We start from the raw sequence: 24,070 nt of genomic DNA, 5'->3' as shown, positions 1-24,070 counted from the left end.
AAAAGACAACAAATATTAGAAATCAATGGGACGGGTTTCATGCTTCCTTTGAACCATTGACTACCCACAAAAAAAGAATCCGGTTACGATGGTTGTAACCCGGATTCTTTTACTCAATCTATAAAATTATGAATTAAACAAACCAACTGTTTTATGAATGTAAACATTCACCAACGGCTAAATCAGAGACCTTGTAATACTTCTGGCAGTATATAACTCCTCATCCAAGACCGTGAGAAACTCAATCATGCGGAACATATGCTCATTGTTTCCATAGAAACATCAGCAGCCGATTTATCACTACAATATTCCATAAATCCAAGCAAGCTGGGATTTCCCTGCAGCGTATAATGCAATTGCAGGTATCCCAAACACAATGATTTCTATGAAAATATGCAATGGCGTTGGAACCACAATCATTGCTTTCGGTGATCCGAATACTCCCCATATCATTGCCAGGAAAATAGGAGTCCCAATTCCTAACACCCACTTTATCATTCCATTCCCAGTTCGAAACCCCCAATATCCAACTGCTGCTAAAGCACATAATTCTAATAGGAACCTAACAGCTAAATTTAAATATTGTAGTATCATCATAAAGCTCCCCCCAATGCCTTCTATCAAAATACTTCATATAAATCATATTCCTATATCTCTCATTTTCACTGTTACAGTTTCCACTCTGCCATCAATATCTTTTCCATCAAACTTCGGAAGTTTCAGCTCACTCACGATTTTTCCGTCACGCATAAACATAATACGCTCCGTCCGCGCCGCAATCTTTGCGTCGTGAGTTACAAGCATACATGCAGTACCGTTTGCGTTGATTTCGGAAAATATGTCCATAATCTCGTGCGCTGATTTTGAGTTAAGCGCGCCTGTAGGCTCGTCGCCGAAGATGATTTTCGGGTTGTTCATAAGTGCGCGGCATATTCCCGCACGCTGAAGCTGACCTCCTGAAACCTGTATAATGTCGCGCTTTTCAAGACCTGCAATTCCTACCCTTTTCATAAGCGCTCTTGCCTTCTCGGTAATTTTTGCGGTGTTCTTCCTATTGCCGCGCATTGACGGAAGAATGATGTTGTCAAGGATATTTAGATTTTTTAACATAGTCGGCTGTTGAAAAACAAACCCCATTTTTGTTCTACGTATATTTGAAAGTTCATTATCCCCGACCGCCGATATATCCATGCCCTCAAAAACAATCTTCCCCCTGTCTATTCCGTCCATTCCGCTCAGCGAAAACATTAGTGTCGATTTTCCCGACCCCGAAGGGCCCATTACTGAAACAAACTCACCCTCGTTTATTTCAACAGATACTCCATCAAGAACATTGCGCTGTTCATCACCATTGCCGTATGATTTTACAATATTTTTACCGATAATCATTTTCTTCATCATCTTACCCCTTTATATTTTCGGATATTTTTATTTTTCCCGTACCCGATGTGCCGATCATCGTGGAGATAAGTACTGCAAATATCATCATCAACGGACTAAGCAAATACGCTGTAATTGGATTAACATTAAAATTAAACGATGACGCTCCAAACGAAGAAATAAGCACGCCTGCAAGTACCTCTCCAAGAGTGTTAGCGAGAAGCGTACCGAGAAAAATTCCGACAATCAGTACGAAAACCGAACGAGAAAAATACTGCGCTCTTATATCCGAAATTGTAAAACCGATGGCCTTCATTATGACAATGGAATATCTGTCCTTTGCAACAAGCATTTTCATGAACAATAGTGTAACTAGCACTGTAATAACCAGAGCAACGACAATAGAAGCGTAGGAAGCCATTTCGATAGAACTTATTGTCGAACCTAGTGTCTGAGAAACAAATTCATCTATGTCTGAAGTCTTTGCAAAATCAAATTTGTTCGAAAATCCTGAAACCTTGCTTTCAACAAGGGATTTATTATAAAGTTCAACACAGACGATGGTCCACATGGCCTTTGCCGAATTGTCGATAAATACAGCCTTTGCAGTTTTGCCGCCGTTCGTAACGTCAGAGTAAATTCCAGATACGGTTAGATCTTTCTCCTTCCCTTCAATCACCATCGTAATGACATCACCGACCTTTTTGTTCAACTCATCGGCGTTTATCGTCGACAGTGCGATTTCATTATCACGGGAAGGTGCACTACCCTCAGAATACTCTATCGGAAATGCAGAATGATCGCCGAGTTCAACTTTTATATTTTCCTCTGACTCGTTACTCGTTTTTAGTTTGAAAGTCTTAGTTGTTAGAACAGCATACCTTGATATATCACTGTCGCTGTCTATCAATGTCACAATATCATCGGTTTTGGCAGAGCTACTAGTTTGAATTCGTAAATCGTAATCTCCAATCCCCATATATTGAATGAAGCTTTTTGAGGAAATCGTGTTATAGAGGTTTTGGGGAACAATCATGATAAATGCAGAAATGATCAGGACCACCAAGCTTGTGGCGTAAAGTTTTTTTCTTGCAAGAACATCCTTAATCCCCAGAAAAATATTAGTGGTAAATAAGTTGTTATTACTTAAGGAAAAATGCTTAGCACCGGGTTTCATTTCCTGAGAAGAACCGAAGCGTATTGCTTGTGCAGCGGATATTTTCCGAAAGCGATTCAAAACAACGTTGACAAATGCAACAATAGAAATAAATACCAGCAGGATGCCAATAAGTCCTACACTCACAGCAAGTGAAGTATTTTCGTCCTCGCCCATATAAAGCCGTATATTTTCAAGTAGCATGCCTTGGAACATAAGCGAAAAAATAAACCCAAGAATACTACCTGCCGCTGCTAAGCTAGCGTATTTCGCAAGGTAAATCTTCTTTATGTCGGAAATACGAAGCCCTATTGCTTTCATAACACCAATTTCACGGTAGTCATCTTCGATTTTCGCAAGGAGCGTAAAGCGTATGCACATAAATGCAATCGTAACGACAAGTGCGCTTACAAGAAGGATCACAGCAATCATCATTCCGTCTGAAATGGCATTCATTGTTTTGAAAAGTGTATAGGTAACACTTGGTCCGTTTGCTTCAAGTCCTGCGGAGGCATAAGCTGTTTCAAATTCGCCTATCTCTGAAAAATCTTTTAGTCTAAACTCAATGAGATACTCGATACTTCCAAGGTCTTTTATTTCAGCGAAATCATTGCTGCTTACAAGAAATCTTTTTGAAGCAGATAACGAGGAATTCATAGTCGAATCACGGAGAAATCCAGCAACGGTAAATTCCTTCCCGTTAATTATGGCTTTTTCACCGATGGATGTGGTCTTTTCCTTCATATAGGTTACTGGAACATAAAGCTCGCCGTCAGATACGTTGATGATGTTCCCGTTTAGATCCAGAAGATAATCGAATTTTTCGTTTTGTACGCTAAAACCGTTATCCTGAACACTATTCGATAGTGAATGATCTCCTAAAATAATCTCCGAGCCGTCCATGCCTAGAAACTCAACTACCTGATATTCTTCGACGTTTTTATGTTGTTCTGCAAAGGATTTAAGTCGAGCAGTATCAATTTCACCGGAATGCATTTGCATAAAATGCGGAGTTTTTGCCTGTGTCATAAGAGTATCTAGCGCGCCTGAAAGATTGATTATGAGTATCGCTGCGAGCGAAACAAGCATTGCTGCGGCAGAGACAAATATCATTGTTGTCAGAGTTATCACTTTGCTCCTTAAAATATCATTGCGAATTATTCTAAAATACATACGTCACCTCTCTTTTCAAGTTCTTAATTATAACTATACAAATAATCGGGTTTTCATTTAACAGTCCTTCGCTTTAATTTCATCTAAGACTTCAGGTTGACTTACGATAAGGCTAACATATAAATGTAAATTTATTGTTAATCTTTCTGAACTGTGAAGGAATTTTTAAATATTAAAGAAAATTCTTTTAATGTAGTTATTTACATATACAGGGGGGAAAACGATGAACACGAGAGCTTCTGGGGGAAAAACTTTCATTTTAAAAATGTGGGAAAATTATCCGAAGATATGGAAGTTTTTAATTGATTTAGGGATATTTCTTAAATACAAGACCTTGAATACTAGTAAAATTCCAAATAAAATTGTGCTGCCTTCCTCCAATACGATTTTTGTCAATTCAGAAGAAAATCGGGGTAGAGCATTGTTGATCAGCAATGGGACGACTCAGAAACGTTTGACAAATTTTTGGATTAAAGCTGTGAATGAATATTCACCAGATTTGGTAATTGATGTTGGCGTAAACTATGGAGAATGTATTTTCTCGACAAATTATCCTAACCATACACAAATATTTGGAATCGAAGCGAATCGAGAATTGTTAAAGTATCTTCATCAATCAAAAGAAGTTCATCGAAATAAAGAGCAAATAAAAATCTTTAATGTTTTTGCTGCTGATAAAGCAGAAGAAAAAACGTTTTATGTAGACAAACATTGGTCTGGTACATCTTCTGCAGCCTATCGTCCTGCACATGATATGACTGAACAAACAACCGTTAGCTCAGTAACGATTGATTCAATAATCGAAAAAGATTTTACGAACAAAAATATTTTATTTAAAGTTGATGTCGAGGGTTATGAAGCGTTTGTTTTAAAAGGAATGACAGAACTAATTCAGCAAAGTGCTTCAGCTTTAGGTTTTGTTGAGTTTAATAGTGAGTATATAGAAAAGTCTGGAGTGAATGTAAATGACTTTTTGCGGTTTTTACATCAACATTTTTCAGTATACATTTATATCAAAAATGAGCTAGTAAATGGAAGTCAATTAACTCTCTCCGAATTACATAAACTTTTCAGGTCAAAATATGTTCATACAGATATAATTTTAGTGAAGAATGTAAAAAAGCATATAGATTTAATAAAGCTTACTTCAGCTTCTTAATGTTTATATGCACAGAGCTTATGACTGGTGTTGTTAATGGTAAACATATAAAACCCCGTTCTAAGAAAGAACGGGGTTTATGCTAATCTTTTTATTCTATCATTCTTTATCTGAAGGCATTTCGTTAAAGAACGCTACATCCTCAATAGGAAGTCGTGTAGTAGGATGTCCTGGTTTCGTTGCTTTACCAATAGCAATAAGCATGACTGGCACAAACTGTTCAGAAATTCCGAACGCTTCAACAAACTTCGCTTTATCGTATCCTCCCATTGGAACAGTGTCGTACCCTTTGGATCGTGCGACAAGCATGAGTTGCATCGATATTAGTCCACCATCTGTAAATACGATTTGGCGAGCCGTTTCAGGAGGCAAGCTCGAGTACATGCCAACTGTTCGTTCAATGAATGATTTAGCCGTATCTCTTGGCATAAAACCTGCATCAGCAGCCTGTCCATAAATTTTTTCAGCTTTTTTGTAGCTTTCCACATCGCCAAGTACCGCAATAACGGCAGAAGCTTCCACTACTTGCTGTTGGTTAAACGCGATAGGCAAAAGCTTTTCCTTTAACTCGGGTTTATCAATGACGAGAAAACGCCATGGCTGTAGGTTCGAAGACGAAGGAGCCAACGTTGCCAGTTCAAGTATTTCAGTCATTTCTTCGCGTGAAATCTTTACGGTTGGATCGTATGCACGAACAGATCGACGTTCACGAATAACATCTAAAAACATTTGCTGTTCAATCTTTTCTATAGTTTGAGAGTTTGACATTATAATTCCTCCTAGTAACATCTTGATCGTTTCGTTCAACTATACTTTGAACATTTTAAGAAAATCTCATTAAAAAATAATAAAAAGATACATCTTCCACTAATCCTAGTACCTTACTAGGTTACCTTACTCACATTTAAAGCAATTGTCAAAAGTAATGCATTAGCAACTTAAACCATTAAATGAAGACTTAGTTCAAAAAGTAGTAGCAAATTTTTGCTTGATTCATATATATGGTAATAGCAAATATTATTAGACAAGCTGGTGGTGTTGATATTGGAACCGAATTGGCTGGATTGGGCGAAACAGCTTCAATCCATTGCGCAGGCGGGATTAACGTATTCAAAAGATGTTTATGACTTGGAGAGATTTGAATTAATAAGAAATATTAGTGTTGACATTTTAGCGCATTACACAGACATGGACAGGCCAGTAATCAAAGATTTATTTGCAAGTGAAACTGGTTATCCAACTCCTAAGGTGGATATTAGGGCCGTTGTCTTTAAGGATGATAAAATTCTGATGGTCCGTGAAAATAGCGATGGGAATTGGGCATTACCTGGCGGCTGGGCTGACATTGGACATACCCCAGGTGAGGTCGCTGTTAAGGAAGTAAAAGAAGAAGCGGGATATACTGTGAAACCGATCAGAGTAATAGCGGTAACCGATAAAAAGTGCCACCCACACCCTCCGTCTGCTTATCATGTTTATAAAATATTTATACAATGTGAAATAATTGGCGGGCAGCCAGCTTTTGGAATTGAGACAAGTGAAGTGAAGTTCTTTGCTGAAAACGAACTGCCACCTCTGTCTACGGCTCGGAATACAAAATCACAAATTGAAATGGCATTTAAATACTTAAAAAATCCCGATCAAGCTGTTTATTTTGATTAGTTAAGGTACCACCTTTTTTTAATCACTAAATGTTAAAAACCAAGATGTACTTAAAATACATCTTGGTTTTTAATTTCTATTTTATTAATGCCTCGAAGCTTCACATTTTTAAAGAACCTATAATGTTTTTTGAATGACATTACTTTTTACCTTTATATTTTAACCACTGAATTTTAATAGATTCTCTGATTTGGTCCATATTAAGGTTTTTACCTGGACAACTTTTTGCGGTACTTTTTAATTCACGATGTCCAAGAATCTGAGTAGTTGATAAATTATATTGTTCCAAAAGGAAAATGCAGAGTTTACTCAATGATTTTAGCTGCTCTATTGAGGGAATATGAATATCAAAATTTCCAGCTAAACATATACCAATTGATTTTTGGTTATATGAATAGGCGTGTGCTCCAACATGATACCCTCTTCCTTTAATGATTTCACCATTTTCCTCAATAAAAAAATTGTATCCTATTCCACTCCATCCACGATGTTCCTGATGAAACCTATGGGTCTTATTAATATCCCAACCTATTTCCTCGGTATGGTGTACAATGATGTACATGACATTTTTTAAAGCAACAAGGGGTTCTTTAAACGATAGATTTATATCATTAATCCATCCTGGTTCTATTTTCATTTAGACCTCTCCTCATAGCATAAGCTAATCATGATCCCAGACTTATCATCTGAACGAAGATTATTCCTTTTCTCATATTGTTCTAGTTCGTTAGAATATGCATGTAAACCAGATGTTTGGATCTTAGTAAATGTTTCTTCAATTGAATATTTTGGATGAAATAGGCCATCTGTTATTAATAATAATGTTTTGATTTCACTGGTATTGACTTGACCATGCTGAATAAAATTTAAGACTTCTTCTTTTCCATTGGCTACAGTGTAACCATGTTCCATATTAGCTAATGAACGATTAAAGAGCAGCTGGTGAGTACGATCATGATAATACTCTTCATCTGGAATTTTAACTCCTTGCTTTCTTAGTTCCTCACGATATGCCTTCGCTCGATAACTTATATCTTTTACCATATCCCTTGTTAAGGCCTTTACGGTTCCGTTTTGATACTCAGCAATGATCATACAATCACCAAGTTGAGCATAAGAAATCTTTCCTTCTTCTTCAATCTTTATTATTGCAGCACATGTCGACCAAAGATTTTCATATTTTTCCTGATTGACCTTGTATTTTTCCATGTGTCCTCTCAACATTCTATTAGCAGCCATGATTCCTTCCACTAATGAATGGTTACTTCGGTAGAGTCCAAGGAAATAATCTTTAAATATATTAGATGCTAAATATGCACCGTTCATCCCGTTTTCATCTTTGAATGGCATTAATGGAGTTGCCCCATCAAAGACACCATAAACGTTATTCTTTTCATTTAATACGATTGAATCTTCACTTACACTTTTATGAGGTGCAGCACTAAAAAAAGACTCAACCTTCATTGGTTTACACCTTCTTTCTTAAAAAAAACAATAAATCGATGAATTATATAAGAGATTATATGATTTAATAGAAATTTGTTGTTACGCTAAGCCAGGGGTTTCGAAAGAATGGGCTTTAAAAAACACACTGTCTTTGTGGGTTACCACAATTCTATGCTTATTTTGTTCTCATCGATGATATTTGTCCAATCACACCTTGTGTTGAGAAATATATATAACAAGGGGAAAGTAATCTTTACTTTAACATCCAGTAGGTGGTGAAAAAAATGGGTTGGTTTGGATCCAATGGTTATGGTTACGGAGGTGGCTATAACGGCAGTAGCTTTGTATTAATCGTAGTATTGTTCATACTTCTTATCATTGTCGGAGCTTCATTCATGTAATAACTATTCGAAATAGTGTTTTTGGAATGCCATATGACCTTTTAAAAGGGGAGGTGTAACATTTATGTCAAATGGATATGGGAATGGATCTACTTTTACATTAATCGTGGTTCTTTTCATCCTTTTAATTATTGTTGGTGCATCCTTCGTATACTAATAGCAAAAAGATTAGATAAAATCTTGACGATGAAAAAAAAGCTCCAAACTTACTTTCCTAAGTTTGGAGCTTGTTCTTTACAAATATTATTACTTGTAGATAAGTTACTCTTCTATCATTTTTATTGCACCTATAAACCGACTCTCTTATTACGGAAATCTACTTATAACACCTCAAATGAACGATCATATTCAATTCCTTGTATCCTTTGCTGATGGGTATATACATTGAATCCGTTACCTCGTATAAAACCAACGGCCGTAATTCCAAGTTCCTCTGCTAGATTTAACGCTAGGTTGGTAGGAGCCGATTTGGACAGGATAATTCCGACACCGATCTTAGCGGCCTTTAGTAACACCTCTGATGAAATTCGACCACTAAAGGCAATAATTTTATCCTTTAATGGAATACGATTCATAATACAATAACCAAATAGTTTATCTAGGGCATTATGGCGGCCGATATCGGTTCTTGAGATAACGATTCCGTCACTGGTGCATAATGCCGCATTATGAACACCGCCTGTTTGTTGAAAATGAGAAGAGCTTTCCTGCATTTTCTTCATCAGATCACGGCATTGTTCCGGTGTAACGGTCAATTTCGTCATCACCGTCTTTGCGGTTTTCATGTCATTATGAAAGTAAAATTGTCGCCCTTTTCCACAGCAGGAACCAATAAAACGCTTGGAGTGCAAATCCTTTTGGATATTGTGTTTATTCACAAGTTCAACATATGCGAATCCCTTTTCTTCATCTATGTGGAGAGATTTGATGTCTTGATAAAAGCGTATCACACCCTCGGATGCTAGAAAACCGACAACCAATTCCTGCAGTTCAGAAGGAGTACAAACCATGGTGGCAAACTCGTCACCATCTAAAATAATCGTTAAGGCTGTTTCAACAGCAATCTCATCCTCTTCTTCGAAAAAGCTTTGTCCATTATATCTGACAATGTTTTGAGAAGTTGTAATCTCCTTTAACAAAGATGTCGCCCCTTTTCCTCGTTTATCCCTATTAACTAACCTCTGTTTCAAGATCTTCAATTGGCTTTTCTACATATTGGGTATCTTTCCGAGCATTATACCGCTCTGCTTTTTCAACATTTACGGTAATGTTGTAATCTGGGATTCCTGCAAATTTCTCGTACCTGCCACGCGGCAGCAAGAAGTTTCCTTCTGGAAAGTGTACTTCGATATTCCCAGGAGCAATATCAACGAACTTTGCCGTACCTTGGAAGACACCAAAACCATTGTATACAACGATTCCTTCTCCGTCAGCGATACTTAATTTTTGCCCATCCACAGGACTCATTAATACGTCATAGCGACCTGCACCGTTTAAAGGGTCAACCTCTTTATATACCATCGAGTTGAACTGTTTGCCTCGACGGGAGGTGACGATGAACTGTTCTGGCTTTTTATTTAAATCTGGAATATCTACTGGAATTAAGCTTCCTCTGCCATCCGGGGTTGGACAAATACCATCTTCACATAGCCAAGCTCCACCCCACTGGAATACATCCCCTTGCTTCTTCAAGTGCTGGATGCCGTCGTAATCCGGATTTGCTTTCGCAATCTCTTCTCGAATCTCAAAACCATCGGCAAAATCAACCAAGTGGGCTGTGTCAGGTTTTACCCGCTTTGCAAGGTCGATGTAGATCTTCCATTCAGCACGTGCTTCTTCAATTTTGTTTTTGTTACCTGGAATTTCAGGTGAAAAGTAAACCATCCGTTCTGTTGATGTACTCGTCCCTCCATCCTCTTGCTCATAACGCGTTTTCGCTGGCAGTACGATGACCGCTTCTTTTGCATCCACTAATGTGGAGGTATTTAGAATAATATCTTGATGCACACGAACTTCAAGCTCTGATAAGGCATATTCAATGAAATCCGGATCCGGCATCGTTTCTAAAAAGTTACCGCCAGATAAATAATAAAGCTTCACTTTCCGTTCATGGTCTTCTGGAAGCACGATGTTTTCCAAGGTCACCCCAACGATATCGCCCTGCCATTTTGGAAGCTCAAATCCCCAAATTTGCTCCATTCTTTCCACATTCTTCGCATCCCAGCCGCCGCCAGGCAGTACGAATGGATCTGCTCCCATTTCACCGCTTCCCTGAACACTGGAGTGTCCACGGAATGGCATAAGGCCAGCGTGTTTACGTCCAAGGTGGCCGCGAAGCAGTGCCAGATTTGCCACTTGCGAGATGTTATCTGTTGCAAAGGAGTGCATCGTTAGTCCAAGCGCCCACGCATACACAGCGTTTTTACTGTTTGCTAAAACTTCAGCTAATTCAATAATCCGTTCTTTTGATACACCAGAAGATTCAATAATTTCGTCCCAGCCTTGCTCTTGGACTTTGATCTTCAGTTCTTCATATCCGTTCACATGTTCTTTAACAAACTCATGGTTGATCGCTGAACCATATACTTTTTCTTCCATCGAAAACCAATGCTTCATAATTCCATGCATAAAGGCAATATCACCGCCAATATTGACTTGAAAGAAATCATCGGCAATTTTCGTTCCGAATAAGGCAGACTCAGGATTAGAAGGAATCCAATATTTATCCATTGCCGGCTCACGGTATGGGTTGACAACGATAATTTTGGTTCCCTTTTTCTTTGCTTCAAGCATGTATTTTGAAGATACAGGTGAAGCGTTTGAAGCGACACTCCCCCAAAACAATAAGACGTCAGTTCCGATCCAATCCAAATAATTCGATGTCGAAGCCCCTACTCCAATCGAGCGTTTTAAAGCTGTCTTACTTGGAGCATGACAAATTCTTGAAGCGTTATCTATGTGATTTGTTCCAAGAAAACGGGCTACTTTTCCAGCAACATAATAGCTTTCATTGGTAATTCCACGAGCAGTTAGATAAAACGAATATTGCTTTGGATTCAACTTTTTCATTTTGTCAGCTATTAAATTCATTGCCTCATCCCATTCAATCCGAGAAAATTTTCGTTCTCCTTTTCTGCGAATCATCGGATAAGGAATACGGCCGAGCTTTCGGAGTTCCGTGCTATCATACTTTCTTAATTCATCTATATCGGCATGAAGAATTTCCGGCTTAATAGCAGGCATTGTATTTAGCCTTAAAACATTCATACGTGTGGTACAAACATGCGGTCCTTCCAATGTCTGATCATATAAACCAGATACACCAAGTGCGCAGCCGTCACAAACACCTTTCGTAATAATGTTTGCTGCATAGCCTATGTTATCTCGATTATCCCATGCAATTTTCATCGTATCACGAATATGTTTTGGCTTCATTTTTCCTAACCCAAACGGAATTGGACTTACCCAATGTTCAGGAGCAGGCATTTTTGCTTTCTTTTGTGGTCCAGGATGTAATGTTTTTCCCATTTATATTTCCTCCTCTAGAGTTCCCAGTTCTAAAAACCAATAAAAAACCACCAGGGAGCGCACCTAATACTTAGATGAATTCTCCGAGGTGGTTAGTCTTTAACAGGTTCGCTGCCAAGTGCCAACAAAATGTAGTTGGGTAGAAGTATTCGTTACAATTCTGTAAACTTTTTTTCAATATCTTGATCAAAAACGAAGATCGACATCCCTCTGTCCTCTTCAATATCAATATCGACAAATACATGAAGGAAGTTAGCACCTAACAGTTCCTCCATTTCAACAGGATGGTTTTTCTTATAAATCTCTTTGACCATTTCCGTTCTAGCAGCACGGAGCATTTGTTTTCCATCATCTGCTGTTGCAATAAATTTTTCAATCGGTGATAAATTTCCTTCTAATTCAGAAATTGCCCAGCACTTACAAAAGGTTGTTCTCACTTGACTTGGGCCTTTTCCCATATGGCGTTTTCGATACGCGCGAACAATATTACTAAATTCGGCTTCATATTTATTCACTTTGATTTCATCTCATTTCACTTACATTTAATCTTTATATTCACTGTGCTAATGTTGTTTTTATGGGATAAGTATACAATATTATTAGCCAGATTACTAACTTGCTTGATTTTTTAATGATGAATCAACACCTTGTTGTGCCTTCAATTTCTTAATATCAAGTCGAATTAGGATGGAGATAATAAATGCGACTACGAATAATGCTGAAAAGAATGTTAAGCTGCCGGAGTAGCTTCCTGTTGTATCCTTAATCCATGCAGTAAATAATGGACCCACGAGTCCAGCTGCTGCCCATGCGGTTAAGATGTAACCGTGAATAGCTCCCAACTGCTTTGTACCAAAAATGTCGCCAATAAATGCCGGTATAGCAGCAAAGCCACCTCCGTAACAGGTGTAAACGACAATTAACAAGCCCATGAACAACCATTTGATCGATACATCCGGCAGGATAAAAAAGATAACCATCTGCAGTATAAAGAAAGTAGTATAGGTAGTTGGTCTGCCAATTATATCTGAAAAACTTGCCCAGCCAATTCGACCTAGACCGTTAAAAATTCCAATTGCTCCAACCAGGGCTGCTGCAGCCGCCATTTCAATTCCGATACTTTCCATCGCAAGCGGTTTAGCAACTGCTAAAATGGCGATACCGCAAGTAATGTTAATGAATAACATCATCCACAAATACCAGAACCTTTTTGTTCTTACAGCCTCATTCGCCATAAGCTGAGATAAATCCATTGTTGGTTTCGCTTTTCCACTTTGGATTTTTTCTTTAAAGCCTTCTGGCATCCACCCTTCCTCTGGCTTTTCAAGATAAAGAGAAGAAAGAGTCATAATGACAAAATAAGAGCTCCCTAGTATGAAAAATGTATTTGCAACACCCACAGAAGTGATCAGCATGTTCATAATCGGGCTGCTGATTGCAGCTGCAAACCCAAAGCCCATGATCGCGAGTCCAGTCGCTAATCCTCGTCGATCTGGGAACCATTTTACCAGCGTTGAAACGGGAGCAATATAGCCTACCCCTAAGCCGATGCCGCCAAGCGCACCGTAAAAAAAGTATAATAACCATTTTGAACCTAAGTTAACAGCAAGTCCTGAACCAATGATACCAATACCAAAGAATGTTGCTGCAAGTAATCCCGCTTTTCTTGGACCATGCTTCTCTACAAAGTGCCCCAGGAAAGCAGCGGACAAGCCTAAAAATAAAATCGCAATACTAAATGTTAGTGCCACTTCTGAATCAGACCAGCCAAATAATTCTTTTAGCGGGGCAGTAAAATTACTCCAAGCATAGACGGAACCAATTGAAATGTGAATTCCGACCGCTGATAAGGCAATTAGCCACCGGTTTTTTCTCTTTTTCATTAAGACCTCTCCCCAATGTAAACATTTTCATTAAACAAATCGTAAAAAAAAACAAAAAAACCGTCATAAAGATTCATATCAAGAATTCCAAAAAACGGAATCCAAAAAGAATCCTTATAACGGTTTGCCTTAAACAGGAACGCTGCTAAGTACCAACAGTTATGGTATGTACCTACAATATGAGAGAAAGCTCTCTTAACCGATAAACAGGGTCGCTGTTTCGTATTAGTAGAGTCTCATATTTTATGAGAAATGATATTTCACAATTTGTTCACAATTTAATTTTTATATTAACATGGTCGCGGATTCATTACAATAGATATATTTCATTATTCCCTTATATACCAAACCTTTGCAATCAAATCATTCTTTATCTCATAAATGGCCATTAAGCTTGAACTTTCGCCAGTAATTCCATTCGTTGCTATGCTAACACCTTACATATTTGCGTTTGAAACCAAGCTTCCCTCTATCCAATTCCTTTTGAATAGTTTCGGAAGCAAGCAAAATACTTGGTTTTTTCTTGTCCCGTCTAATTTCAACTGGACCTACAGCCTTGGCGGTTTCAACCGCCTTATCATGGAGTGGTAAATATGATATGCCAACTGTGTAGATAAAATTATTCATAGCAGATTTTGTCCGTTCCGGAGATGTATGAATTGTTTTTTCCACATGATCCAGCATACTGGCAATCTTTGCTGCACTAAATTCAACGTCCGGCCGATTCCCCAAAAGCCAGCAGTAACAGCTCCACCCTGCTGACATTCTATGTTCCTCCCCGCTTGCAATCCATTTATCGGCAACTACTTGCGCAATATTGGCTTCAGACAAAGTCACCGCCACTACGTAATCGGATAGCATATAAAAATACGCTCCATCCATCCACCGCTCAAAATCCGCTTCCGTCATTATCATTGGATCTGCAATGATGCCCGCAAAATACATAGCATCATAGTTCCCAGTCGCGTATAGCTGCTCTGCCAAGGGCTGATTTTTCTTAATTTTCTTTGCAATCGGCTTCATGGCACCTGTAGCCACCCCAAATACCGGTTCATGCGCTCCATTGCTTATGTACATCTTTTTCATTCGTTCCTTACCCAGTGACTCCAGTTCCTGCATAACCATTTCGAAATCCATCGTTAACACTTCCTTCCATTATCATCATATCAAACATTTCCATCATTATAAATTTTGGATTATCGTGCCGTGATCCTGCCACATCGCTATCAGTATGACTTAAGTCATTGAAAAATTCAGTCTCCACAAAAGATTAAAAATATGGGATATTTAGGTAGCAAGATTGCTTTCTATAGAGGAGTTAAGGTAATCAACCGAAATTAATCCCTACTTTGATTTAAACAGCAGAAGCACAAAAAATGCTACTGCTATATCTATGATAAATTTTCTATTTAACTGGCAATTCAATAATAAAAGTAGACCCTTCTCTTTCTTTACTCTTTACTGTTATAGCCCCATTATGCAGCTTGACAATGCTTGAAACAATTGAGAGTCCCAATCCTGTCCCTTCAATACTTCTTGTACGTGATGTGTCTGCACGGTAAAAGCGTTCGAATATCCTATCCACTGCCTTACTGCTCATCCCTAAACCTGTATCAACAAAGGTCACGAAGACTGTATTTCCTCTTTCTTCAATGAATATCTCTATGCTGCCATTAGGTATATTATATTTAATCGCATTGGATAAAAGATTATCCCAAACCGTCTCAAGTAAAGAGGGATCACCCATAATCACAATATCAGGTATGGAGTAACTAAGCATTAATCCTTTTTCACTTATTGCCCATTGGTAATTTCGTATCAATCCCTTTATTTGCTCACCAATGTTGAAACATTTTTTCTTCATGATATTCTCATTTCGATCCAAAGAAGCAAGAAGTAATAATTGTTTCGTTAATGAAGAAAGCCTTCTAATTTCACTATTAATAATGGATACGTATTGAGTCTTCTCTTCCCTGCTGATAGAATCTTGTGCCAATAGGTTTGTGTATCCTTTTATATTCGAAAGTGGTGATTGGATATCATGAGAGATATTGGAGATAAATTCCTTTCTCATATCCTCCATTAGTTCTAACTTTCTCGCCATTTGTAAAAAACTTTGGAAAAGTTGCCCTATCTCATCATCACGTTTACTAGCTAGGTCCACCTTATAATTACCATTTGCAAGTGACTTTGTTGCTTTCGTTAGTGTTGAAATAGGTTTTATTAAATATCTGGTGTTGATCAATACCATCAGTATGGTCAAAGAAATGGCTAATAGAAGGATCCACCCCAAAAAAACATGCAACTCACCGAAAAGAAATTTTATATCTGGTCTAATAAAAAGGGCATATTCTTTTCCGTTATGTTTTAATGGAACACCAATTGTGTTCCTCAGTTCATTGGCAAAAAAGCCTGTAACAAAGGTTTCACGTGGGAAGTGAAGAATACCGTGAAAAATTTCACCATTTAATACATGTACTTTGGTTGAAGCAGGCAGACTTTTATCTCTGAAAGTTTCACCAAAATAATGTTCATTCCCAAGGCTATCGACCAAATATAGTTGATAGCCAACTTCAGAAATGTTCTCTAAATAGACCCCTAAGTTGTTATCAGGATGTTCGTTTGCAAAGGTGGCAATTTTTAGGGCAACGGTTGTGTTTTTTTTGTCATTAAAAGGCTTTATTTTTTGATGGTAATAGGCATTTGAGATTAAAAAGGCAAAAATAAAACTTGTCAGCATCATGCCAGTGGTGATCACAATAAATTTTACATAAAGGGTTCTCATTTCCTTTGGCCCTCCAAGAAATAGCCGACCCCTCGTACTGTTTTGATCTGAAAATCATCACTTAATGTTGAAAAACGTTCCCTTAATCTTTTTATATGAACATCTACCGTTCGGTCATCTCCTTCATAATCCCTTCCCCAAATCTGTTCGATCAGATGCTCCCTGGAAAACACTTGCTTCGGATAAGAAAATAGATACGATAAAAGTTCAAATTCCTTTAAGGGCAGGAGCACGGTTCGGTTTCCAATTTGAACTTCATAGCTTTTCTTATTAATGGTTGTATTACCAATACGCATTATGGTTTTATCTACTTGATGTTCATATCGCCGTAATATTGCTCTTATTCGAAAAAGTAATTCCTTTGTTTCAAAGGGCTTAACCAAATAATCATCTGTTCCGGCTAGAAATCCTTGCTCCTTATCCTCGATTTGGTTTTTTGCCGTTAACATGAGGACAGGAATGTTATATTGTTTACGAATTTCCTTTGTTAATGCGAAGCCGTCCATGAATGGCATCATCACATCGACTATGGCTAAGTCACTAGGTTTCTTTTTAAGTACTGCCAAGGCTTCAACCCCATCTTTTGCTAAGAGTACGTTATAGCCTTCATTCGTTAGTTGAATGTTGACTAGATTTAAAATATGAATGTCATCATCAACAATTAAAATAGTTGTCATATCTGTTCTCCCATAAAATCAAAAGTGTCTGCTTCATTATACCCTTACAATCGTTGGATTTTAATGTTACCTGCCTAAAACCAGTCCATCACTCATCTTAATGATACGATCCGCATTGGAAAGTATTTCCTCGTCATGCGTTACCATTAATGTAGTCAGGTTCAAACTTTTTGTTAAATCTCGTAGTAATGTCATCACATCTCTTGATTTTGTTGAATCCAAGCTGGCAGTTGGCTCATCAGCGAACAAAACCTTTGGTTTATGAATGATGGCACGTGCAATCGCAACCCGTTGCTTTTCCCCGCCAGATAATGTTGACGGGTAGGCATGCTTTCGATGGTCCATTCCTACTAACGTAAGGATGTTGTCGATTCCCCTTTTTTGTTCTGTTTTATTTATTTTAGATTCTGATACATCCAGCATAAGGAGCAGTTGCTCTTCTACGGTGAGAAAAGGAACCAAATGGGCGAATTGAAAGACAAAGCCAAATTTACTGGCACGAATTTTTCTAACTTGATCTCCATTCATTTCGGTCAAATTTCCACCTTCGAATAGTATCTTTCCATCTGACGCAGATTGAAGTCCAGCTGCAATAGTTAGCAGTGTACTTTTACCAGATCCTGAAGCTCCGACTAATGCGGTTAACTCACCTTCTTTAAGAGTAAGGTTGACTCCTTTTAGGATTTCCTCCTTCACTTCCCCATTTGTAAACGTTTTTCTCACGTTATCGATAGTAAATAGTGTCATATTAAACCTCTCCTCGTTGAATCGCATGTAATGGTTCGACTTTTTTGATCTGTATGCCAGAAATTGTAGACCCAATAAAACCTATCATGAAGAAGACGATAGATAATTGTCGTGTTGTTTCTAGAGTCAAATGAAAGGGCATATCTTTAGGTGCAAGCATGTTTAAAACCTGACTTAGTGTAATCGAGATCATTAAGGCCATCCCGGTAATAAATATCATTTGTGTCCACATCATTTTAAATAATGTTCTTGTTTTTACTCCGATTGCCTTTAAGATTCCGTATAAACCCATTTTCTGAACGTTCATCAAGTAGAAAAAGATTCCGAAAAGCATACCGCTAATAACAACTAAAAACCAAACAATCATATTTAGGGAGGTCTGCTCTGCCTTGTAACTGGATATGGTGTTTAGGAATTCTTTCTTAGTAAACACTTCTAATTCTTTGGCTGCATCAGGAGAATCCTTTCCTGGTACAAAAATCAATTGCATTTCAGTAGCGCGGTACATTTCTCTGTAGTCTTCGGTGTTGATAAATGCAACAGGTGCATGACTGAATTTTTTTTGATCAGAGAAACCTTTTACAATGAACTTTCCGCTGTACTGATTACTCGTTAAGGAATCACCAACTTGTATCCCCTTGTCTTGCATTGACTGATCTAAAACAACTTCTCCCTTTTGGACATTTTCAAACAACTGAGATTCGGTCGACGTAACAAAGGCCACACTCTGCTGCTTTTCATCCTCATCATTCAAAAACCCCATCTGAATGGAAAATGCAACTGCTTCTTTATGTTTGTTTAATAGTTTACCTTGGACATCAGTATCTATTTTTGAAAGGTTAATCGTTTGTTCCGCCTCTGTAGACATATAAAATTGTCCATCAGGCAAATCTTTTATTAATGCAGCATTATCCTGTGACAATCCATTCGCCAAACCAGATATGATAAAAGTTAATAAACTAACAAGAAAAACAATAGAACCTAAAATCATAAATCTCATTTTATTCTTTTTCATTTCTTTCCAAGCCATGTTCATCTTCATTCCTCCCATTTCTTTTTACATTGATAGTTTATAATCGGAATATGAACTGTAGATGAACAACTGAATACATTTTTTAGTAGAATACAAAAGTGCTGGGTACCTAAAAAAAATTGGATGGTGCCTGGCACTTTTTTCTCTTTTACTTTTTCTCCTTTCTTTTTGCTGAGTCAATGTTGTTTTACAATCAGCTAAGACTTAAGTCGTAGAAAAAATTCAGTCTCCTCAAAACAAGAAAAATATGGGATATTTAGGTAGCAGGATCGACGAAATAGTCAAATAGAACTACCAATGGAGGAGGTGTGATTAAATTCATTAAGAAATTGTTAAACTTTTGAAATATTATGGTAAATAATGGCTGGTTTTACAAAATTGTGTTAAGATTCATTTTGGACTTTCTATCTATATCAAAAGGGAGATGTACCTATGTCGATGTTTACGAAATGGGCTTTTCAAAATAAAGCCGCTGTCTCATTGATGACGATATTAGTGTTAATCATTGGGGTTGTTAGTTATTTTAGATTACCTATGGAGTTCTTGCCTTCCGCAGACAATCCGCAAGTAACCATTATTACGATGGGGCAAGGAACAGATTCAAAAACAATGGAAAGTGATGTTACTTCTCCGATTGAACGGGCTGTTACCGGAATTAAAGGGAAAAATTCGATTTATTCCACAACGGGAGACGGATTTTCAAAAGTAGATTTATTTTTTGAAGCTGGTTCAGACATGAAACAAGCAAAACTAGATGTTCAAGAGGCATTATCAAATGTGGCACTTCCAGCTTACATATCAAAGCCCATCATTTCGCAGCTAAATACCTCCATGATTCCTATCTCCAACATCGCTGTAACCTTTAAAGATGGCCTCACGACCAAAAACCTAGAATTGGTAAAAGAAAAAATCGAACCGTTATATAAAGACATTGACGGTGTGGCCCAGGTTCAAACTTATGGATTGGTTGATCCTGTTATCTCAGTAAAAATTGATAATCAAAAGTTAGCTGAAAACCAGGTATCTCTTGAAACGGTACTCGGAATTCTTCAAGGTCAAAACAGCGCCCTTGCAGTCGGCGAAAAGAATATTGACGGAAAAACCAGCAATATTAAGGTGATTGGCGACGTATCAAGTCTCGAAAAACTTAAAAGCCTGCCAGTGGCACCAAATGTAGCTCTTGAGGACATCTCTTCGATTGAGGAAACAACCGAATCCAATTTTCTTAATCGTTTCGACGGGAACGAAGCATTAAGCATCAGTATCACGAAGGACAGTAATTCAAACGCTGTAACCATTAGTAAAGAAATTGAAAAAGTAACAAAAGAAATTAACAAAAAATACGATTCACAAGAATCTACCATCTATGTTGCTTCAGCTGATATGGTGGAAACATCTGTGCAAACGATGATGAAAGAAGTCCTACTAGGTGCTTTATTTGCAACCATTGTGATAATGATCTTTTTACGCAATATCAGAACAACGTTTATTACGATTGTTTCTATTCCGTTATCACTTTGTTTTACCCTATTCCTGCTTTCACGTTCTGGGGTCACGTTAAACATTTTAACACTCGGCGGTGTGGCTGTTGCGGTTGGGCGGCTTGTCGATGACAGTATCGTTGTCATTGAAAATATTTACCGTAAAATGCAGACAGAGAAATTCTCTGTTCAAATGGTGATTGACGCAACAAAACAAGTAGGTGTTGCCATTACAGCCTCCACGTTAACAACAGTAGCGGTGTTCCTGCCAATGAGTTTATTAAACGGCGGACTGCAGGAATTCCTTTTACCATTCGCCTTAACGGTTACCTATTCCCTGCTTGCCTCGTTATTGGTTGCCTTAACATTGGTGCCGTTAATGAGTGCTGGTTTATTGAAAAATACGAAACTTCCAGAACACAAACCGGCGGTACGCTTTCCAAAAGCAGTGAAATGGTCTTTAAATCATAAATGGATTGTATTTACGATTAGCTTCCTATTGTTTGCCGGATCGATTGGTGCTTACTTTGCCGTACCGAAGGGTGCTGTTGACAATTCTACTGCCGACTTTGTTACAGCCACCTTGAAATACCCAAATGAAACACCTTTTGAAAAGGTCAAAGAAAAGGCTATTGAGCTTGAAAAGTCTATAACTGAAATGGATGAGGTTGAATATGTATTTAACCAAGTCGGCTCTTCGGCGGATAGCGCTCAATTTGGTCAAATCGGTTCGCCAACAGAAGCGGTCATTAGTATTCTATTAAAAGATAAAGATGATACAGATAAAGTATTAGAAGAAATTGAAAAGAAAAAGGACGACTATAAGGATGCTGTATTGGAAGTCGCCACTGCTTCGTTTATGATGGGCGGCTCAGCAACCAATATTACCATCGATGTGGTTGGTGAGGATATCGCCCAGCTTGAAAAAACAGCAAACAGTATTAAAGAAACCGTATCTGATATTGACGGTGTGGAGGAAGTTACAACGAATCAAGATGAAAAGAAAACCGTCTACTCTTTAGTCGTAGATCCTGCAAAAGGAAATACACAGCAAATCGCCCAGCAGCTTGGGGTCATGCTAAATCAAACACATCTTGGAACCATCACGATAAATGAAAAACAAACCATGGTTGTTCTTGAACCTTTACTAAACACAGAAACGGAAGCTGACTTGAAAAACATTCCAATTATGACCGAAAACGGGATGATACCTGTGTCTGAGATTGCAACATTAAAAGAAGCTGAGAGCTCAACCAGTCAATTTCATAAAGATGGAGAGACCTACCTTCGTGTTACAGCAACCGTCGATCCTGCTAAGCTCTCTGAAATCTCGACAAAGATTAACCTAGAATTATTCGGAGATCAAAAAGACAATGAAGGACTGGATATTCCTGAAGATGTGGAAGTTCTTGTTGGAGGAGCAAGTGCGCAGCAAATGGAGGATTTTACCGATTTATTCTTAATCATGCTTGTTTCCATCGGAATTGTATTCTTGATTATGGTTATCACGTTTAAGTCGATTAAAGCGCCAATCGCGATTTTAACTTCCCTGCCGCTTGCGGCCATCGGTGCTATTTTAGGAATCTTGATCAGCCGGATATCCGTTGACATCACCGCCCTGCTTGGAGCACTTATGCTGATTGGAATTGTCGTGACCAACGCGATTGTTCTGATTGACCGTGTGAGACAAAATGAAGAAAATATGACGATTCGCGCAGCACTGGTCGAAGCGACGGCTACCAGAATGAGGCCGATTTTGATGACTGCCGTTGCAACTATATGTGCGATGATTCCACTTTTGCTTAAGGAACCTCAGTCCGGAAGCTTAGTTTCCCAGAGCTTGGCGGTTGTCGTGATTGGCGGGCTGGCCCTCGCTACCCTCTTGACGTTGATCGTCATCCCATGTGTATATGAATTATTGTATTTTAAAAAGTCAAAAAAACAAAGAATGGCAGAAACAACCGAACAGCAGATTCAAATGTAAAAAAGTATTATTCACCTTATTGATTGGATCCAAAAATGTAAGTAGACTCGTATGCAATATAACAAGGCCGAAAACATGCAGAGATGAATAAAAAAATGCATGTTTTCGGCTTATTTATTATCCTAGCGATTTTATAATAGTTTTACATAACCTTAACATCAACAAAACAGGCTCTTAACATTGATTTATTATTCTATTATTAGTGGGGATAGCATGTGTGGCTATCATGGTAGTTGGCGTAGGTGGAGCCATTACTGATTTTACATACTACTCTGAACACTCTTTTAAAACAACTTGCAGAGGAACTTGTCCTGCTTGCCCAATTAACTTCACTTAATCTATACACAGTGTTTACTAAGCTTTAATATTCAAATGATATGATTGGCCTAACAACCAATGAGGAGGCAGATTAAATGAATGTTCGTGCAATATTTGTTGATATGGATGGTACACTACTTAAAGCCTCAAACTGCATTTCACGCCGAAATATGCAAGCCATTTATGGGCTCATAAATCAAGGAGTACATGTTTTTCTAGCCACTGGTCGACACTATGAAGTAACCGCACCCTACCATAAAGAATTAGGGTTACGAACACCGATGATCTGTTTGAATGGTGCTGCTATACACCATGAAGAAACAGGAATAATTACCGAGATGAAAACTGTCCGATTGAACGAGGAACGATTCCACCATCTGACCGCTGAAAGTCTTTATAATGTTATAATCCATACAGCAAATGGACTCTACTGTAAGGAAACAAATGAAGAAATCGATTATTGGACAAAAGTTGGGCGAATTCCGCCACGATATATTGGAGATTTAAGACAGGCGAATTATCAAGATGTCCTTAAATATAGTGTTCGGACTGGAGAACCTAGCCCGCAAATTTCGGCTTTGTTTAAAAAGGAAGCAGAAGTGGTCGATTGGAATGACGGGTTTGAGCTGCTTGCTCCTAATGTTTCAAAATGGTCTGCTATTAAAAGCTTACTTACCGAATTTCGAATTCGTCCTGATGAAGTCGTAGCCATTGGAGACGGACCCAATGATATAGAAATGCTTCGGCATGTGGGTACAGGTGTGGCAATGGGCAACGCTAGTGCAAAGGTAAAAGCTTCAGCTGATTTTGTTACTGGACACCATGAAAATGATGGATTAGCGGAGTTTATAGAACAATATCTTCTACAGCCATATAAATCAAATGCGATTTAGATGGTTTGTAAAAAAAGACAGGCGTGGTACACAAAAGGTTTCCGTTTTGAAGTACTTTTCTTATAATATGTGGCGAAATAACAGTCATATTGGCATCGTTATTGTTATATAAATAGGTACCATGTCCTTAATTTGCAAAAGTAAAATAACCGGAGATTTTCCGGTTAAATGCCGAATGGAGCTTGTTTCGGGGAATATAAGCGGAGATTTTCCGACTATGCAAAGCAAAATCCCCCATTTTGGCATTTTTCGAGCCAATAGACGGAATCTCTCCGTCTATTTCTTACGATTAGTCAAGTGTATTTCAGTTAATTCATTTATGTTTTTTTATTTAGATGTACTTGGGAGGGGTACCCCTCCCAAG

General features: G+C 38.1%; 22 protein-coding genes. 6 read left to right on the top strand and 16 right to left on the bottom strand.

Annotated elements, in window-relative coordinates; translation table 11 throughout:
• Positions 1-300: 300 nt before the first annotated feature.
• Genes F4694_RS19885 through F4694_RS19875 form a run of 3 tightly spaced genes read right to left on the bottom strand, consistent with a single transcriptional unit; the run spans position 301 to position 3,709 of the window.
• Positions 301-597, bottom strand: a complete 297-nt coding sequence (locus F4694_RS19885) for a YrdB family protein (protein WP_257029319.1) — start codon at positions 595-597, stop codon at positions 301-303.
• Between the two features lie 42 nt (positions 598-639).
• Positions 640-1,398, bottom strand: coding sequence for an ABC transporter ATP-binding protein (locus F4694_RS19880; RefSeq protein ID WP_179601579.1), 759 nt, complete (start codon positions 1,396-1,398; stop codon positions 640-642).
• 4 nt (positions 1,399-1,402) lie between these two features.
• Positions 1,403-3,709 (bottom strand): ABC transporter permease, encoded by a 2,307-nt coding sequence (locus F4694_RS19875; protein WP_179601140.1) that lies wholly within the window; start codon positions 3,707-3,709, stop codon positions 1,403-1,405.
• 223 nt (positions 3,710-3,932) lie between these two features.
• Here F4694_RS19875 and F4694_RS19870 point away from each other — a divergent pair, with 223 nt between their 5' ends.
• Entirely contained in the window at positions 3,933-4,868 is a 936-nt protein-coding gene (locus F4694_RS19870; protein WP_179601138.1) for an FkbM family methyltransferase, read from the top strand.
• A 99-nt stretch (positions 4,869-4,967) separates the two neighbouring features.
• On the opposite strand, the gene F4694_RS19865 is transcribed toward F4694_RS19870, so the two are convergent.
• The gene (locus tag F4694_RS19865) at positions 4,968-5,636 is read right to left on the bottom strand and encodes a nitroreductase family protein (protein ID WP_179601136.1); all 669 of its coding nucleotides are present in this window, start codon (positions 5,634-5,636) and stop codon (positions 4,968-4,970) included.
• 276 nt (positions 5,637-5,912) lie between these two features.
• On the opposite strand from F4694_RS19865, the gene F4694_RS19860 reads away from it, so the two are divergent.
• On the top strand, positions 5,913-6,530 hold the full coding sequence (locus tag F4694_RS19860) for an NUDIX hydrolase (RefSeq protein WP_179601134.1): 618 nt from the start codon (positions 5,913-5,915) through the stop codon (positions 6,528-6,530).
• 139 nt (positions 6,531-6,669) lie between these two features.
• Here the strand turns inward: F4694_RS19860 and F4694_RS19855 are convergent, their stop codons facing one another.
• Positions 6,670-7,167, bottom strand: a complete 498-nt coding sequence (locus tag F4694_RS19855; RefSeq protein ID WP_179601132.1) for a peptidoglycan recognition protein family protein — start codon at positions 7,165-7,167, stop codon at positions 6,670-6,672.
• Positions 7,164-7,994 carry a protein phosphatase 2C domain-containing protein gene (locus F4694_RS19850; RefSeq protein WP_179601130.1) on the bottom strand — a complete coding sequence of 277 codons (831 nt, stop codon included), beginning with the start codon at positions 7,992-7,994 and terminating at the stop codon, positions 7,164-7,166. Before F4694_RS19850 ends, F4694_RS19855 begins: the two co-directional genes overlap by 4 nt.
• Positions 7,995-8,260: 266 nt before the next feature.
• Here F4694_RS19850 and F4694_RS19845 point away from each other — a divergent pair, with 266 nt between their 5' ends.
• Complete coding sequence (locus tag F4694_RS19845; RefSeq protein ID WP_179601127.1) at positions 8,261-8,377, top strand: YjcZ family sporulation protein; 117 nt, start codon at positions 8,261-8,263, stop codon at positions 8,375-8,377.
• A 64-nt stretch (positions 8,378-8,441) separates the two neighbouring features.
• Positions 8,442-8,534: a YjcZ family sporulation protein gene (locus F4694_RS19840; RefSeq protein ID WP_179601125.1), complete on the top strand. Its 93-nt coding sequence runs from the start codon at positions 8,442-8,444 to the stop codon at positions 8,532-8,534.
• Positions 8,535-8,697: 163 nt separating this feature from the next.
• Here F4694_RS19840 and fdhD read toward each other — a convergent pair whose 3' ends face one another.
• The 10 genes from fdhD to F4694_RS19795 form a co-directional block, all read right to left on the bottom strand.
• Positions 8,698-9,516, bottom strand: a complete 819-nt coding sequence (gene fdhD, locus F4694_RS19835) for a formate dehydrogenase accessory sulfurtransferase FdhD (RefSeq protein ID WP_179601123.1) — start codon at positions 9,514-9,516, stop codon at positions 8,698-8,700.
• A 31-nt stretch (positions 9,517-9,547) separates the two neighbouring features.
• On the bottom strand, positions 9,548-11,905 hold the full coding sequence (locus F4694_RS19830; RefSeq protein ID WP_179601120.1) for an FdhF/YdeP family oxidoreductase: 2,358 nt from the start codon (positions 11,903-11,905) through the stop codon (positions 9,548-9,550).
• Between the two features lie 152 nt (positions 11,906-12,057).
• Positions 12,058-12,420 (bottom strand): Na-translocating system protein MpsC family protein, encoded by a 363-nt coding sequence (locus F4694_RS19825; RefSeq protein ID WP_179601118.1) that lies wholly within the window; start codon positions 12,418-12,420, stop codon positions 12,058-12,060.
• Between the two features lie 96 nt (positions 12,421-12,516).
• Positions 12,517-13,788, bottom strand: a complete 1,272-nt coding sequence (locus F4694_RS19820) for an L-lactate MFS transporter (protein ID WP_179601116.1) — start codon at positions 13,786-13,788, stop codon at positions 12,517-12,519.
• 429 nt (positions 13,789-14,217) lie between these two features.
• Positions 14,218-14,925: a DNA alkylation repair protein gene (locus F4694_RS19815; RefSeq protein WP_179601114.1), complete on the bottom strand. Its 708-nt coding sequence runs from the start codon at positions 14,923-14,925 to the stop codon at positions 14,218-14,220.
• Complete coding sequence (locus F4694_RS31815; protein ID WP_218895753.1) at positions 14,882-15,052, bottom strand: hypothetical protein; 171 nt, start codon at positions 15,050-15,052, stop codon at positions 14,882-14,884. Before F4694_RS31815 ends, F4694_RS19815 begins: the two co-directional genes overlap by 44 nt.
• 141 nt (positions 15,053-15,193) lie before the next feature.
• The gene (locus F4694_RS19810) at positions 15,194-16,573 is read right to left on the bottom strand and encodes a sensor histidine kinase (RefSeq protein WP_179601112.1); all 1,380 of its coding nucleotides are present in this window, start codon (positions 16,571-16,573) and stop codon (positions 15,194-15,196) included.
• Positions 16,570-17,250: a response regulator transcription factor gene (locus tag F4694_RS19805; protein ID WP_179601111.1), complete on the bottom strand. Its 681-nt coding sequence runs from the start codon at positions 17,248-17,250 to the stop codon at positions 16,570-16,572. Before F4694_RS19805 ends, F4694_RS19810 begins: the two co-directional genes overlap by 4 nt.
• Positions 17,251-17,316: 66 nt before the next feature.
• Entirely contained in the window at positions 17,317-17,997 is a 681-nt protein-coding gene (locus F4694_RS19800; protein ID WP_179601109.1) for an ABC transporter ATP-binding protein, read from the bottom strand.
• A 1-nt stretch (position 17,998) separates the two neighbouring features.
• Entirely contained in the window at positions 17,999-19,033 is a 1,035-nt protein-coding gene (locus F4694_RS19795) for an ABC transporter permease (protein ID WP_179601107.1), read from the bottom strand.
• Between the two features lie 429 nt (positions 19,034-19,462).
• Between F4694_RS19795 and F4694_RS19790 the strand changes: the two genes are divergently transcribed.
• Both F4694_RS19790 and F4694_RS19785 read left to right on the top strand, forming a co-directional pair.
• Positions 19,463-22,495 (top strand): efflux RND transporter permease subunit, encoded by a 3,033-nt coding sequence (locus F4694_RS19790; protein WP_179601105.1) that lies wholly within the window; start codon positions 19,463-19,465, stop codon positions 22,493-22,495.
• Positions 22,496-22,908: 413 nt separating this feature from the next.
• Positions 22,909-23,706: a Cof-type HAD-IIB family hydrolase gene (locus F4694_RS19785; RefSeq protein ID WP_179601103.1), complete on the top strand. Its 798-nt coding sequence runs from the start codon at positions 22,909-22,911 to the stop codon at positions 23,704-23,706.
• Positions 23,707-24,070: the final 364 nt, after the last annotated feature.

It is taken from the genome of Neobacillus driksii (genome assembly GCF_013409995.1).
Lineage (GTDB): Bacteria > Bacillota > Bacilli > Bacillales > Cytobacillaceae > Neobacillus > Neobacillus driksii.
The sequence above is the reverse complement of the archived record's forward strand: the minus strand, read 5'-3'. Positions and strand labels throughout refer to the sequence as shown.